The organism is Haloarcula sp. S1AR25-4, assembly GCF_031624555.1.
In the GTDB taxonomy this organism is placed as follows: domain Archaea; phylum Halobacteriota; class Halobacteria; order Halobacteriales; family Haloarculaceae; genus Haloarcula; species Haloarcula pellucida.
This window is the reverse complement of record NZ_JAMQOR010000009.1, coordinates 14,434-28,887: the sequence shown is the minus strand read 5'-3', so window position 1 is coordinate 28,887 and position 14,454 is coordinate 14,434. Positions and strand designations below refer to the sequence as shown.

At 56.6% G+C, this 14,454-nt stretch carries 12 protein-coding genes; 7 read left to right on the top strand and 5 right to left on the bottom strand.

All coding sequences use genetic code 11. From position 1 onward, the window contains the following. Positions 1-17: 17 nt before the first annotated feature. Genes NDI85_RS20915 through NDI85_RS20900 form a run of 4 tightly spaced genes read right to left on the bottom strand, consistent with a single transcriptional unit; the run spans position 18 to position 7,886 of the window. Positions 18-566 (bottom strand): TATA-box-binding protein, encoded by a 549-nt coding sequence (locus NDI85_RS20915; RefSeq protein ID WP_310916896.1) that lies wholly within the window; start codon positions 564-566, stop codon positions 18-20. Continuing rightward, entirely contained in the window at positions 563-3,532 is a 2,970-nt protein-coding gene (locus tag NDI85_RS20910; protein WP_310916895.1) for a helicase-related protein, read from the bottom strand. Before NDI85_RS20910 ends, NDI85_RS20915 begins: the two co-directional genes overlap by 4 nt. Next, a complete protein-coding gene (locus NDI85_RS20905; protein WP_310916894.1) occupies positions 3,525-7,691 on the bottom strand; it encodes an Eco57I restriction-modification methylase domain-containing protein in 4,167 nt (1,388 codons plus the stop codon). The genes NDI85_RS20910 and NDI85_RS20905 overlap by 8 nt, the downstream gene beginning before the upstream one ends. Positions 7,692-7,694: 3 nt before the next feature. Then, entirely contained in the window at positions 7,695-7,886 is a 192-nt protein-coding gene (locus tag NDI85_RS20900) for a hypothetical protein (protein ID WP_049983779.1), read from the bottom strand. Between the two features lie 732 nt (positions 7,887-8,618). Between NDI85_RS20900 and NDI85_RS20895 the strand changes: the two genes are divergently transcribed. From NDI85_RS20895 to NDI85_RS20870, 6 genes are all read left to right on the top strand, one after another. Beyond that, positions 8,619-8,918: a multiubiquitin domain-containing protein gene (locus NDI85_RS20895; RefSeq protein ID WP_049983778.1), complete on the top strand. Its 300-nt coding sequence runs from the start codon at positions 8,619-8,621 to the stop codon at positions 8,916-8,918. A 5-nt stretch (positions 8,919-8,923) separates the two neighbouring features. Beyond that, positions 8,924-9,310, top strand: a complete 387-nt coding sequence (locus NDI85_RS20890; RefSeq protein ID WP_049983777.1) for an E2/UBC family protein — start codon at positions 8,924-8,926, stop codon at positions 9,308-9,310. Continuing rightward, the gene (locus NDI85_RS20885; protein ID WP_310916893.1) at positions 9,310-10,704 is read left to right on the top strand and encodes a ThiF family adenylyltransferase; all 1,395 of its coding nucleotides are present in this window, start codon (positions 9,310-9,312) and stop codon (positions 10,702-10,704) included. Before NDI85_RS20890 ends, NDI85_RS20885 begins: the two co-directional genes overlap by 1 nt. A gap of 179 nt (positions 10,705-10,883) precedes the next feature. Further along, the gene (locus NDI85_RS20880; RefSeq protein ID WP_310916892.1) at positions 10,884-12,608 is read left to right on the top strand and encodes a DUF2254 family protein; all 1,725 of its coding nucleotides are present in this window, start codon (positions 10,884-10,886) and stop codon (positions 12,606-12,608) included. Next, positions 12,605-12,832 carry a hypothetical protein gene (locus NDI85_RS20875; protein ID WP_310916891.1) on the top strand — a complete coding sequence of 76 codons (228 nt, stop codon included), beginning with the start codon at positions 12,605-12,607 and terminating at the stop codon, positions 12,830-12,832. The genes NDI85_RS20880 and NDI85_RS20875 overlap by 4 nt, the downstream gene beginning before the upstream one ends. Positions 12,833-13,033: 201 nt before the next feature. Beyond that, positions 13,034-13,201, top strand: coding sequence for a DUF1931 domain-containing protein (locus NDI85_RS20870; protein ID WP_310916890.1), 168 nt, complete (start codon positions 13,034-13,036; stop codon positions 13,199-13,201). Positions 13,202-13,215: 14 nt separating this feature from the next. Here the strand turns inward: NDI85_RS20870 and NDI85_RS20865 are convergent, their stop codons facing one another. Then, positions 13,216-13,839: a hypothetical protein gene (locus NDI85_RS20865; RefSeq protein ID WP_310916889.1), complete on the bottom strand. Its 624-nt coding sequence runs from the start codon at positions 13,837-13,839 to the stop codon at positions 13,216-13,218. A 259-nt stretch (positions 13,840-14,098) separates the two neighbouring features. Here NDI85_RS20865 and NDI85_RS20860 point away from each other — a divergent pair, with 259 nt between their 5' ends. Continuing rightward, a complete protein-coding gene (locus NDI85_RS20860) occupies positions 14,099-14,383 on the top strand; it encodes a hypothetical protein (protein WP_310916888.1) in 285 nt (94 codons plus the stop codon). Positions 14,384-14,454 lie beyond the last annotated feature (71 nt).

Genomic DNA, 14,454 nt, shown 5'->3' with positions numbered 1-14,454 from the left:
CATAGAATGCAGAGACATTACTGTTCGAGGTAGGTCGTCACCTGTTCCTGAAGATGCTTGAACGCATCCTCGGCAGTGTCCACGTCAGAAGCCCCTGTGATGACTATTTTCCCGTTGGCAAAAACCAAGAGAACGGCCGGGTGGTCAGCGGGCCGATAGATGAGACCAGGGAACTGTTCTGGCTCATATTCCACGGATTCTAAGCCTAACGCGATGGAGAGTGTATTCAGATCGACCGGGTCGTCCAACTGTGCCGTACAGACGACGTTCTGTACCGTGAATCCGGTTTCAGTCTCTGCATCTACGATGTCCAACTCGGACAGTGTCGTGAGGAACGCGTCGTTCGTCTCGTACAACTGTTCGAACGTAGAGCACCCACTGATGATGTATTTCCCACTCCGATAAACCGTAATGAGCGGACCACCCTCAACAAGCCGAAGATAGAGACCATGGTAGTTCGAAGGGTCGTATTCGGTGTATGGCAGATCCAAATCGGACTCGACCTCGCCGACATCGAGTTCCACACCCAAATCTCCCGACCCGACAGCGTTCGCAATAGAGATCATTCGTCCTTTGCCTCTGTAGGAGAGACGACGTACGCCGCTGTTACTAATTCCGGTTCTTGGGGAGTAACGTGCTTCTCTTCCTCAAGCCTGGATAGCTCCTCTTCACGTTCTCGTCGTAGACTCTCGAGTTTCTGCTTCGCGTTCCCAATCGGCGCGGACATATCCGCACCCTGCTCAGCACGGTGTTGGTACTGCTCTAACCGCTCTTCCCATTCTTCGATTTGCTCTTCGAAGTATCGATCAGCGTGCTCGCGTTTGATTTCGATCTCCCGTTCGCGTTCGGTTCGGGCCTCCTCGGCGAACGACTCAACGTGCGTCCATGCTTCCATCTCTGCAGCCTCATAGAGGTCCTCCGCCATACTCGAGAGCCGATCAACCTCGTGAGACGATGAGATATCGCTGGGAGCCGTCGTCTTCGAGAGCTCAGGAACATCAGCCGTCACACTACCATCTGGGCGAACAAAGAGACGAACCAGCTTCTCGGTCACCACATCCCCGGCACCGGAGACGTAGCCAAGGCGGTAATTGAACAAGATTCCAGGGGTTCGAGACGCCGTCGCAGCGACCTTCGTCGCAATTTCACCCTGGATGCGGTCGCTGTCCAGGCAGAATTCGATGAGCGACTCGACGAGAGGATGGTCAAGCGAGATGAACTCGACATCATCCGCCTCCATCGCGATATCCTTGGTGAACGTGGCCCGTGGGTACTGTCGTGCCACCTGATTTCCACTCAAGACCTCAGGGACGTCCAACTGGAACACGTCCCCTTCCATCCTGGCCGGCCCCGGTCGAACGCCCTTGATAGAGCCGCCGAATTCGTCGAAGAACACTCGCACGAGCGTCTCGATATCGTCCTCGGACACCTCGCCGTGTTGACTGCGTTCGATCACGTCGAGAATCTCATCGTCTTCGCCGGAGAGGTCGAAGCGGTCGCGAATCAGGAACTCGTTTTCGACGGTCTGAATCGCTTCGCGTTTCTCCTCGATGGTCGCCTCGATATCGGCGACGACACGTTCGGTCGGCTCACCTTCAGCGATAGCCGCCATGATCGTCTCGTCCAAGTCGACATCCTCGAGGACGCGACCGAGGACATCAGAGCGCATCCCGAGGTCCGACTCGATCTGGTTCGTCTTCTCGATGAGCAGATTGAGGATCTCGCTCTCGCGGGTATCGGCGAAGAAGAGATTCCGAATCTCGACCGTGTGCTCCTGGCCGTAGCGGTGGAGCCGCCCCATCCGCTGGTCGATCCTGATGGGATTCCACGGGAGGTCGTAGTTCACCATGATGTGGGCGAACTGGAGGTTGAGCCCTTCCTGGGCGGCGTCGGTCGCGAGCATCAGGTTGGCCTCCTCCTCGAATTTGCTCATCTCTTCCCGTCGACGGGACTGCTCGAGGTCGCCGTACACCTGGGCGACATCATGATCAGCGAAGACCTCGTCACGTAGATACTCCAGCGTGTCCGTGTATTCGGTGAAGATCAGGATTTTCTCGTCGGGGTCCTCTGAGAGAATGCGGTCGACGAACTGCCGGAGCAATCGGGCCTTCGAGTCCGTCTCGATGTTCTTAGCCTGCTGCCAGAGCTGTTTCACGCGGTCCAGCTCCTGCTGGACTTGCGACTGATTGAGCGTAATCGTGACCGTCTCAAGCGCCTCCTCGACCCGAGCGCGTTCTGCGTCGGTGAGCGTCTCGGGTTCGGTACTATACCGCGGAATGAGGTCCTGAACCTCGTCAGGGAGGTCTTCTGCGACGGTGTCGTTCTGAATCGCCCGCATCCGGTTTTCGAGGGACTTCCGGATCGCGTAGATACTCGAGACCAGCCGCTTCTGGTAGATGACCATCGTGAACCCCGCCGCCTGGTTCTCCTCCTGCTGGGCGAGGTTGTAGTACTCGCGGATGTACTCGGTGACGTCGTCGTACAGCTTCCGCTCCTCGCGAGTCATCTCGACCGGGAGTGCCTCGATGTTCTTCTCAGGGAACATTCGGGTCCCGTCGGTCTCGTACATATCATCCTTCAGCCGGCGGATCATCAGGTCCTCAAGCGCCTCAGGACTGATCTGCGACTCGTGGCTGAAGCGATACGGGTCGAGCAGGCTCACGAGGAAGTAGAACTGGTCTGATTTCCCCTTGTGCGGGGTCCCGGTGAGCAACAGCAGCGCATCGGAGTTATCGGCAACGGCCTCACCGACTTGGTATCGCTGTGTCCGCTCGATGGAGTCGTCGCTCGACCGTCTGGCCGTAAGGTGATGGGCCTCGTCGAAGACCGCAACGTCCCACTCCTCGTCGAGATTCTGGAGGGCATCGAGGACGGAGACGCGGTCCGACTCGGGGTCGTCTGTGGTCTGCTTCGCGAAGTCGATGGAGGTGATGATGAGGTCCTCCTGTTTCCAGACGTTCTGGTTGGGGTGGGACTTCCGATGTGTACGAACCGTCTCGCGGTCGTAGATGACGAAGTTGCGGTCAAACTTGTCGCGCATCTCTTCTTGCCACTGGACGGTCAGCGGCGCCGGCGCGACGATGAGTACCCGGTCGGCCCGGTCGCGGGCGATGAGCTCCTCGATGACGATGCCGGCTTCGATGGTCTTCCCGAGGCCGACCTCGTCACCGATTAGGTAGCGGTGGTCGTAGGAGTTGAGGATCTCGTAGGCCGCCTGTACCTGGTACGGTTCGATCTCGATACGGTTGCTGGTCAGCGAGAGGAAGCGGTCGTACTTGTAGGCGAGATCCAGCCGGATCGCCCGCTCTCGAAGGTCGTAATGGAGCGGGGCGTCGGATTGGCCGGCCGCGAGGCGGTCCACGAGCGAATCGAGCTTCTCGATGTGAGGGAGGCCGTTGGGGAGTTTGCGGAGCTGGCCCTCCGAGGTATAGACGTGGAGCAGATGACCGCCGTTGGGCCGTTCCTCGATTTTCGTGATTTCTCCCCGCCCGCCGGCGAACTTGACGTGGTCGCCGACCTCGAAGTCAGTCATCCCGGACTGCCGATTCGACGATTTCGATTTCCTCGTCGGTCAGTCCGTAGAGGTCGTAGACGATTTTATCGATGAGCTGGTTGGTCTTCTCGATTTTCTCCTCCAGCTCGTCGGCACGCTCACGCACCTCAATATACTGCTCCAGCCCAGTTTGAACCTCGTCGAAGTCAGGGAGCATCAGGTTTTTCAGTCGATCTAACGGTGAGTTCGTCTTAGTCGCGCCCTGCCGGAAGCCCGCGAAGCCGCCACCCTCCTCAACGGCAACGGGGACAAACTCACGAAGGAGCGTCTCCTCGGCCTCCGAGAAGCCGACAAAGGCCATCGCATCGTAGCGCTCGAACTCTGACTCGGCGAGTCGTCCGTAGCTGTCGGTTTCTCGCGGGTCGTTCTTGTCGGGCTTGTAACTGATGCTTACCGACAGCACCACACGCCCGCCATCGTCCTTGAAGGATACGCCCTCGATTCGCAGGCTGTCGTACTCTACTGTGGTTTCGGTCAGCGGCGTATCCGCGACGCCCGCGACTGGCATCTGCAGGTCCTCCAGCGACTCGCCCGCCTTTGAATTCGGCAGGTCACCGCTTGAGATTCCGAGGTAGTCCAAGAGCGAGAGATTGAGAGATTGTCGTTCGTCGCGTAGTTGCATCATCTTATCAGCCAGTTCTGACAGCGACTTGCCTGTCTCTTCGTGAACCTCGTCTATCCCTTCACAGACGGGGAGTCGCTTCATGTACTGGCGCCTGAACTCATAGTAGACATCATCGCCAGAGACACCCTCTAACTTGGCCAGTATCTGCCGTAGATAGAAGGCAGACAGGGTGCTATTGAGGAGAGCCATTAGTGAGAGGCGTTCTGTCGGCAGGAAGAAGCACTTATTATTCGGGTAGAGTGGACCCTCATCGTACGCGAATCGCATCTCTGGCGCTATCTCAGGATAAAGTATCTTTGGACCATCAAAATATTCGACATACTCCTCTTGAGGCTGCTGTAACTCGTACCACGCCTGCTCCGTAGCCCTTCCCTCCAGTTCCTCTTTGTACTGGCGGAGATATTCCTCAATAGCGGGATACTTGTCAATATTCACACCGTGATATGTATATATGAGATATTGGTGGGGGTTCTCAATATGGTATCTCCCTACATGTTGTCCCCTGACCATCGGTTGGATGATTTCTTTGCTACTCGGGTCTTGATCGATCAGGTCGCTACGTTGTTCTTCGTTAATGTAGAAGGCAGCATTCCTGCCTGTTTTGATACCCCAACAGATTTCACCATCTTGTAAAAATTCTATCAGAGAAATCCGCCCTTGTTCCAGCTTTTGAATTATTTTTGATGTCCTCCGGTTGACTAATCGCCATTCTTCCCCCTGAACGCCGTCAGGGTCCACCTCAAACCCGGATCGTTCTACCTCAGCACCTAATGAGTCGAAGTCGAGAGACTCAACAGGAACATAGCGAGGTGGGGCCCCATCTGGTTCTGTATTTCTGGCTAGCAAGATTGCCGAGCGCACGGTTGCGTCTGGGAATACGGGGAGTCCGCCGAAGTCCGTGATCTCGCGGATGTTCGTCCCATTCGCAAGCAGCGAGCGGACAGACGCACCGTAGTTTGCTCGGAGGAACTTGTTGGAAACAATCGCTCCATATTCCCCGTCTTCACGAAGGAGATCCGAAGTGGACCGCTCGATAAAATAAATATACAGGTCAGTACGGTCTGCGTGAGTCGTGTACTCCTGGCTTAGATAGTTCTTTAATTCTTTGAATTCTTCCATCCGCACATACGGTGGGTTTCCAATTACTGCATCGAAACCACTGTCTTCCTTCCGCTCGCCGTCCTGCTCATAGAACGCAATCGGGAACTCAAGTTCCCAATGGAAGAATCGCTGGTCCTCGGCCATCGCCTGCGCCGACTTGTACCAGTCCTGCCCTTCGATGTCCGCCCAAGAGTCGTCCCGCAGGGCCTCGGCCATGCGCTCGTATGCGTCTTCGGGCACGTCTAGTCCAAACTGCCCGGCGGTGTGGACGTTCGCCATAGCGATGAGGTGCTGGTACAGCGGATCTTTGCGCACTTCATCGTAGACGGCCTCCATCTCCTTGATGTCGTCTAGTGTTTCGTTGTCGATAGCGAGCAGGTCCTCGAACTGGTCCGTGACGTGCTCTAAGGCCTGCCGGCGCGTGCGGTCGAACGATTCTTGCAGGGTTAACTGACCTTCTTCAGTTTCGTTGTCGGGGTCGCCGTTGTCAAGGACCGTCTCGATGTCGCTGCCAACCAGCGAGTTTCCCGTCTTGAGATGGTGGTCGAGGAATGCCAGCGGTTGCTCGGCGGCGAGTGTCCGAAGCCACAGCGACACCTTCGCCAGTTCGACCGCCAGCGGATTCAGATCCACGCCGTAGATACACCGCTGGGCGACCTGCCGGCGCGCCCAATTAATGTCCCGCTGCTCATCGACCGTCTCGATGCCTTCCTGTGCGGCCTGCTTCTCCTGAGCGTCGATTATTTCACGGGCAAGATAGTCGATCGCACTTGTCAGGAAGTGACCACTCCCCATTGCCGGATCAAGAATCTTGAGTTCGAAGATCCGGTCGGCGAACTCTTCGGCAAAGCCTCCCTCGCCATGTGCAGTCTGCCCTGCGAGATCCTCTCTGATGTCTTCGACCAGCGGCTCCAACGTCTCCTCCACGATATATTCAACGACGTACTCTGGCGTGTAGTAGGACCCCGTGGCTTTCCGTTCGCCAGAGCCAGTCGAAAGGTGGACTTCTCCCTCTTCGACGATCACCTCATCACCCTCGCCGGCGGGGACGTACTCACCATCTTCCAGTGCGAGCGGTTCGTCGGCGACGTCGAGCTGGTACTCGAGAAGCCCTTCGTAGATGCTTCCGAGGTGGCGGACGTCCAGCGACGAGTAGTCGACGAAGATCTTCCCGCCGCCGTTGCCGTTCTGGCTCCGGGTGAGCAGTTCGATGACCTCAGCGAGGTAGGCGTCCCCGACCTGATGGTTCGCGAGGAACCGGGCTTCGACGCTATCGTCTTCGTCGGGATCGGTTCTGAACAGCCCACCGTTGTACGCTGGGATATAGAGGTCTTCCTCCGGGATACCGCGCGACTTGCTCCCCTGGTCGATGAGTTTGAACAGCTCGTCTAGCCGGTCCCAGAGATTGTCCTGCCAGTCGCGATACTTCGGATTCGGGCTGTCGAGTTCTTCAGCGACGTCCTGCTTGAGTGTATTCAGACTGTAGGATTCCTCGTAGATCTCGTTGTTCGTGTCGAGCAGGTCACGGCCCTCACTCTCTGCGTAGAGCACGAAAATGAGCCGGTAGAGGTAGATCAGCGAACTGTCGTGAATGAGGCCGAGATCGTCCTCGGAGAGGTCGTTGTCCGGGTACTGCATGAAACCTTCCGAGAGGATCTTGATCGCCTCGTAGATGTTGTCTTGAAGATCTTCCCCCAACTCCTGAGCGAAGACGTTGGACTCGTCGTAGACCTCGTCCAGGAAGCACTCGCCGCCGGAGTCCTCGAGGAACGCGCCGTGCCTGAAGAAGAGGTAGAAGTATTTGAAGTCCTCAAGATCGCCTTTTTCGAGGACGGTCGGCAGGTCGATCTCGTAGTAGGAGTCGAGGCGGTGGCTCGTCGGGCCGTAATAGAGCCGCCACTTCTTCCCGTCAGTGAGGACGGCCCACCGCGCCGGCGTCTCCTGCAGGTAGACGTGAATCTGGTAGCTCGGGTTCTCGAAGTCCCGCTCGTGTTCCCCACTCCCACGGGTGTCGAGTGGCCGACCCCAGCGCTTGGCGTCCGCGACGGCGACGGCGTCCTTGTAGAAATCGCCTCCTTCCTCGCGGCGCTCGAACGCACCGCGTGCGGCGTCCTCGGACTCGAAGAAGCCGTAGTCGGGCCGACGTTGGGTCCGGCTGGTGCTCTCCTCAACCTCGAAGGGGATACCCAGTTTCCGGAACATCGGCCGGATGAACTTCTCCTCGAGTTGGGACTCGTTGCGCTTGGGAGCCGTCCCCTTCTCGCGCTCCCACAGATCCATGATGTCCGCTTTCGCCTCGCGGAGTTCGTCGTCGCTTAGCTCGTCCCACGCCTCGGTTTCGGGGAGGTGCTCGTCCAGGTAGTAGTTCGAGAACAGGTCGCGATTCGTCCGATAGGTGAGTGCCGTTTGCATGAATTATCGTGGAGTGACAATGAGAAACCGATCCGCGTCCTTGCTGTCGATAAGCGCGTGAGCGATGTCTTTCGTGTCGGCAACGTCGACGTCGACGTCGTCGCCAATCTCGGCCTCGAGTGCTTCGAGCTCGGAGCCGGAGATGTTGACCCGCCCGGAGTTACCCGAATTCCGGGCGATTGATTTACGAGTCATCTCGGATACTAAGCCTGTTTCAGCCCCCCAATATAGTCTTTACTTAGACTATTCCATTCGCTATTGCTGATATCATATGAGATCTTGATACTCCGTATGATTACCACCGTACGTCGGAGAAACACCCACAGCCAATGCTCGGTCAAGATTATGTATGAGAATTATTCCGTCTCAGGCTATGAGCCGCTAATTTTAAAAATAATGGAATCATAGGGGATTATGGCTCCGAACTGGTGGCGAGTCTACTTACTCTCGTCACCTAATCAACTCCCGCGAGATTCTTCTCTATTTTCATATATGTCGCTCCAACCCACTACCTTAGATATAAATACAGCATATCCTATTTTTCGACTCTCCTTTATATACCACTGACTGTTTTAAATAACACTCCGAGAATGAGCCTCTATCGCTCGATACTCTGTGATAAGGTGAACCTAATCCGGCGAAATATTTATAAGTAGCAACCAGCAATACTTACCTGTCCGAGAAGACAGCCACCAGTTCGGAGCCACCGCCTGACACATTCGGATTTCTCCGGGTGTAGGCGGCAGAACAGGTGGGCTCAAAAACTACGTCCGCGGTTCGACGCGAGCCGTGGTTGTGAGCTACGCTGGAAACAGCACTACGCGGAGCGACGTCCCGGTTCAAGCCGGTGACCTATGCCCGTAGAGCCACAGCTATCGATCCACCGCGGGATGCCCGCCGCTTGAGGGACATCAAGCACACAGAACAATGACGGACGACACGACTTCCGCGGACGCAGACGGAGCATCGCCTAACAACCAGAGTCCACCCTCGGACGACGTTGACGGGAAGTTTTACACCTTCTTCGTCGATGGCGACGAGTACCAAACGGACGAATCCTCGCTAACCGCCCGTGAAATAATGGAACGGGCCGGCATTTCAATCGATGTCGGGCTGATCCTGATTCACGACGACGGTACCGAAGAGCAACTGGATCCCGACGACGAGGTCGAATTCGACGGTCCAGGACGACGACTCAAACAGGCACCCCAGTTCAAGCGAGGATAACTCCGATGCAAGACAGGCTCGAAGCCGAGATCGACCTGCTCCAGCAGCAGTACCCATCAATCGAGCACGGGGGTAACTTCGATTGGGTACTCGTGGAGGGTGTCGAACTCGACGAGGAGTGGAACCGCGAGACCACCGAGGTCTTACTCCAGCTGCCGTCCGGCTACCCGGAGACACCACCACGGAACTTCTGGGTTCCTGCCGGTCTCAAGTGTAATGGGCAGCAGCCTGGGAGCTTTGCTACCAACCACAAGCGTCACGATGGCCGGGACTGGGACCGGTTCTCGTGGCGGGTACAAAACAATTGGAAGCCATCAGAGGACGTCAAAGACGGGTCAAACTTGCTGACGTTCATGAGCTCCGTCGAAGCACGTCTTGAGGAGGGCGTCTGATGGCTGTTATTGCCACGCCAGAGTCTACTTGGAGTGAAGCAGAGGAACATCTCTGGGATATTGACGACGATCGGCAGAGCCCTTCCGAAAAGTTCGGGTTCTTCCTCGCCGGTGTGGCAAAAACAACCGTCGGCCCTCGATTCACGGTTCAAGAGTTCATTCCAATCGCTGATGAAGATGTAGAGTTCCACGGTCGCGGAGCCTATGAGGTTGATCTCGATCCGATACTGGATGTGATCAACAAGGCAAAGCGACAGGATCTGGCAATCATCGAAGCCCACACACACCCGCTCACCAAGAAAAACGTCACATTCTCCTCTTTCACGGATGAGCAGGAAATGCCAGACTTCGCAGCGTACGTGCTTGACTCGCTGGACGGCACGCCGTATGGAGCAATCGTTCTGGGGCGAGAGTCGATTGATGCGCGATACTGGAATGAACCAGGAAATGGGACCGCTGTTGAGCGAGTAGTTGTCGCAGGTGAACACCTCGATGTCCAATTCCCAACCTCGGGGTCCCAGTCATCAAAAGCACCTGACGGCTTGGATGATCGATATGATCGCCAGATTCGGGCGTTCTCCAAAGAAGGACAAGACCGGCTACAGACCCTTCGGGTAGGAATCGTCGGGCTCGGCGGCCTCGGATCACACGTAGTGCAGCAGCTAGCCTTCGCTGGTGTTCGAGACTTTGTTCTTGTGGACCCGGACGAGATTGAGGTATCCAATCTTAACCGGACGGTGACCGCTGCCCCTGATGACGTAAGCAAATCAAAAGCCAGAATAGCTGCGGACTCTATCGAGAAGATCACCAGCGATGACGTTGGTATGGCAGTGTTTGAGACCGACGTTCGAGACAAAGAAGCTCTTCAGACCCTCCTCACAACAGATCTCGTAGTCGGGTGTCTGGATAATGATGGGCCACGGCTTGTCCTCAACCGACTCGCACGTGCAGCCCACCTTCCTTATTTAGACTTGGCCACAGGAATCAATCCTCCAGACGGCCCAGTTGAGCAACTGGGCGGCCGTATAGCGTTTATCCACCCGGATGGGCCTTGCCTTCACTGTTTGGACGAGATCGATCGAGAAGAAGCTCGGGACTTCCTTGCACCAGCTGAAGTCAGTGCTGAGGACCGTGATCTCGGGTATATTGATGACGTAACTGATCCATCCGTCGTCTCGCTAAATGGCGAAGTTGCGTCAATGGGGGTCAGTGAGATCCTGATCTACGCCACGCAGTTTGGTGCTATATCACCCCTCCACTACCACTACCTTCGGGAGCCAGGACAGCAAACTCAACGGACTGCAAGTCGCCGTGTAAACGTTGATTCAGATTGCTTCACGTGTTCACGTGCTGGCGATGGAGATGCTGCAGAGATCACCGATTGGGAGATTTAACACCCTTCTTCGGCTCGAACATTCTCATACACGTCAGGCATCTCAGATTGACATGTGTCCCAAACATCCGCTACCTTACCAAACAATTTCGGAATTTAACCTCAGTTTGTTTGGTAAGAAAGGAGTGGAATTCATTACTTATGTTAAGCTAGTAAAGGAGTCTCTATGAGAACAAGGGTATGAGTGGCCAGAATCTGAAGGACTCCATCCGAGAGTGGTCCCACAATCTAATTGTTCGATATACTGCCCTGATAGTGGCTACGGCTACGGTGGTCGCGACGCTGACCGCTCTCCTCAACCCTGCTGTTCAGACCGATAATATCAGGGCGCTACTGACGACGTTAGCGACGGCAGAAGCCTCCGTTCTGGCAATCGTGTTCTCCGTGACCGTCGTCGCCCTACAACTCGTTGTGACGCGATATTCGGCCCGCCTCACCTCACTGTTCATCAAGGAGCCGTTGTTCCGTACGACGTTCGCGCTCTTCGTTGGTGCCATCGGGTTCAACCTGTTGGTCGTCTATCTGCTCCCGATACAGAACAGTCGCCTACTGAACGCAGTCGTCGGGATCGCGTTTGCGCTTGCTGCTGTCTCCACGTTTGCGCTGTACCAATTCATCCAGCTGATGATCGAGCGCAGCTCGCCCGACGATCTCATCTCGGTGTTGGTCGAACGGGAACTCGCACCCGACGAATACCTTCCAGCGACCGCAACGATATTCACCGAAATCGAGGTCCATCCGATTCGGCCACTGTACCGAACGATTGCCCGGGCCATCGAGCTGGGCGAATACCAAACCGCAGAACAGGGAATCGACGGACTTCGGACGGTTCTCATCCGGACGTTCGAGTACCTCGAAAGCGAGCACACCGAGGAAGACGCCGCACAGTACGCATCGGCTGTTTCGACTGAGGTCCTCACGGAGTATGTCCCGCCGATCTTGGAGCAAGCATACACCCACGAGCAATACGACCTGGTTTCGGACGCAGTCGACGATGTCGAAGCGGTCGCTCTCAACGGGCTCGACCGCGGCTTTACTGACGTCGCCGAGGACGCTGCTGAGGGACTCGGAGACACGTTCGATGCGGCGCCCTTGACGTGGGAGGGGAACCGCCTTCGAACCCCAGTCAAAGAGTCACTGCTCGAACTGACGAAAGCTACAGCCAGCGACGCCGAGTACTCGACATTTCGAGCGGTCTTCCATCCACTGAATTTCCAAATGAAGCTCCTCTTGCGACGCCGACCGGATTCGAACGTGACCCACCACGTCGTTGGAGACTACTACAGCCGAGAAATCGTCGAAATATTCGAGGCTCTTGTCGACCGGTACGGCCCCGCTGTACAAGATCAGGACATCAATTGGATTTCCCCAACAGAGGGGCGGAAGTGGACGCTTCCCGATGAAGCAGAACCACTTCGACACGTCTGGCGTGAATACGCCAGCTTCACAGAAACCGTTCTGCAGTATCGCGTCTCGGAAGAGGAGTACCCATTTGTGGAGGGGTCAATCGATGACGGCTGGAAGCGGATCACGCAGTGCGCTGCTGATGCTGGGATCGACGATCTGGCAACGCTGTGCTGTATGACGACGCTTCAACTCGCGTATCGCGTTGACCAGCTCGAGAACGGCCGCCTCGGGATGTGGACGAATAATCTCGGACGTCTCCGACTGGACTATGATCCGGCCATCGTCGATAGGGCATTCGAACTCCTGAAGGCGGGCGAACAGCCGGAGGGGCAAAACATCTCGGTCAGGACCGTCGACCCGGCGTCGGCAGATGCAGAGGAGGGGTTCATTGAACGGTTCCTTAGTACTGAAGAGGAAGACGCACCATTCGAAGAGTGGCTCGTTGAGTTCGAGGAAGACGTCCACGAACGAACGGAGTACCTCCGGGACCGAGAATGACCGATCACCAGTTCGAGGAGGGTGACCGTGTGCGAATCGATATTCCTGATGAGACGGACCCGGACTATGACCGGCTCCACGGGCGGCACGGCGAAATCATCGCTATCTTAGAGGACGACGCCGGCGCCGTCACGGGTGATGATCGTGACGCCGTGCTGTACCGTGTTCAGCTGAACGACGGGACAAAGACGGATGTTCGGTGGCGCGATCTCCGGCCACCCTGAGGTATCGTCGCACGTTATTGTCCAAGCGGTGGCTGTATTTGGACAACACACTCTTACCAAACTCAGCGTCTGCAATACACTCCTACTGTTTGGTAAGATATTGTCAGACCATCCCAAATCACCCGCTATATCGACGACTCGCAGTCGAGAGCCGCAATTGAATATCTACGCTTATGTGAGCGGTGGCTGAAACGAGAACGTATGGCAGACCTGATTGTCAAATCGGCCGTGAAGGAGGCACTCGACGACAACAACGTCTCCACAGACTTCTACGAGGCCCTGGACGACGAAGTCGCCGAGCTGCTCGACGACGCCGCACGACGGGCTGAGGCGAACGACCGGAAGACGGTCCAGCCGCGCGATCTGTAACTGACGTGCTGCGATCAGTCCTTTCTGAGCGGCGTGGGGATTCCGTCTGCAGTAAAGCGAGCGACCGCTCCGCAGCTGGAACACTCGTCGACGAACGCACAGACTCGAAGCGTGGTTTCTAACTCACGAACGCTGCTGCACACGGAGCACTTGTACGCGGTGCGATACCGGACTGACGGACGGTGCTGTTGCCGTCGTGTACGGGGGTTCGCTGCCGGTATCGCCTTGCCGTGAGACGCTACTGTCGGCGGTCGCTCCCGGTTCGTCGTGGACTGATCGTGATCGAGCTGCCAGGCCGAATCGGGAAGCGTGTCGTAGATACGATTTGGCCTGCTGATGCTCATATCGAGAGTATCAGGCTCAGCTGGTTCGCGTGCGTCATCTGATCGAGATTCACCGACTGGGCTCCCATCGACGTGTGATGCATCTCGGTGACTGGGAGGATCCGTCTGTGTCCACGCACCGAGTTCGACGGCCTCCGCTTCCTCGTAGAGCACGCCGTCGATGGCAGCCGCCAGTTCAGCGAGTGGCTCGGAGATCTCGGACTCACCGTGTTTCTCGACCGCGCTCTCGAACAGCCATTCGCGGAGCGTCGCCGCGATTTCTCTATCGACGGTATATGATGGAACAGCCTTCATTTGTTTCTCACTCCGCTCCTCGTGGGTACGACAAACCTACAGAGATCATAGGCACTGTCGAGAGCGTCCCTGTTGGAATCAGCTCGAGTAGAGAGCCGACGGTGAAATAGTCGGTATTCCCCTCTCAGACCGACCATAACTTCGATTATTGTGGACGTCTAACGTTGACATACCCGTGTCCGCCTTCCAGGGGAGATAGTCGGGGTTCAAATCCCCGGAGGGGAATGGGTTTGACTCCCAGTCGGTTGGGAAGGCGCTATTGAAACTGGGCAAGGTGGCGGTCACGGGCGGCGTCAAGGAGGTGTTCATCTACATTACGAAACAGATGATGCACAAGATTGCGGCGAGGCTGAACGAGAAGTACAGCATCAAATCAAAAGCGGCCACGTGGGGCAAGAAGGTCGTTAATCGGGCGAAGGCCCGTTTCCCCCACACTCCCCTCTCCCTGCCGGCAACCCGGCTAGTGGATACACTGTATCTTTCGGCTTCGTCCCCAAATGAATCCTCTCCTAAAGGATCAACAGAGGTCCCGAGAGGTGTATGACACGGCTGTCAGCGAGGTTGTGGCTGCGCGCGCAGCGACCGCAGGGAGCGAGCACGGAGCGGTGGGTGGGG

Excerpts from the sequence above, each read along its gene's own strand:
- NDI85_RS20915 (WP_310916896.1), bottom strand. The coding sequence starts at position 566 with ATGATCTCTATTGCGAACGCTGTCGGGTCGGGAGATTTGGGTGTGGAA.
- NDI85_RS20910 (WP_310916895.1), bottom strand. The coding sequence starts at position 3,532 with ATGACTGACTTCGAGGTCGGCGACCACGTCAAGTTCGCCGGCGGGCGG.
- NDI85_RS20905 (WP_310916894.1), bottom strand. The coding sequence starts at position 7,691 with ATGCAAACGGCACTCACCTATCGGACGAATCGCGACCTGTTCTCGAAC.
- NDI85_RS20900 (WP_049983779.1), bottom strand. The coding sequence starts at position 7,886 with ATGACTCGTAAATCAATCGCCCGGAATTCGGGTAACTCCGGGCGGGTC.
- NDI85_RS20895 (WP_049983778.1), top strand. The coding sequence starts at position 8,619 with ATGACGGACGACACGACTTCCGCGGACGCAGACGGAGCATCGCCTAAC.
- NDI85_RS20890 (WP_049983777.1), top strand. The coding sequence starts at position 8,924 with ATGCAAGACAGGCTCGAAGCCGAGATCGACCTGCTCCAGCAGCAGTAC.
- NDI85_RS20885 (WP_310916893.1), top strand. The coding sequence starts at position 9,310 with ATGGCTGTTATTGCCACGCCAGAGTCTACTTGGAGTGAAGCAGAGGAA.
- NDI85_RS20880 (WP_310916892.1), top strand. The coding sequence starts at position 10,884 with ATGAGTGGCCAGAATCTGAAGGACTCCATCCGAGAGTGGTCCCACAAT.
- NDI85_RS20875 (WP_310916891.1), top strand. The coding sequence starts at position 12,605 with ATGACCGATCACCAGTTCGAGGAGGGTGACCGTGTGCGAATCGATATT.
- NDI85_RS20870 (WP_310916890.1), top strand. The coding sequence starts at position 13,034 with ATGGCAGACCTGATTGTCAAATCGGCCGTGAAGGAGGCACTCGACGAC.
- NDI85_RS20865 (WP_310916889.1), bottom strand. The coding sequence starts at position 13,839 with ATGAAGGCTGTTCCATCATATACCGTCGATAGAGAAATCGCGGCGACG.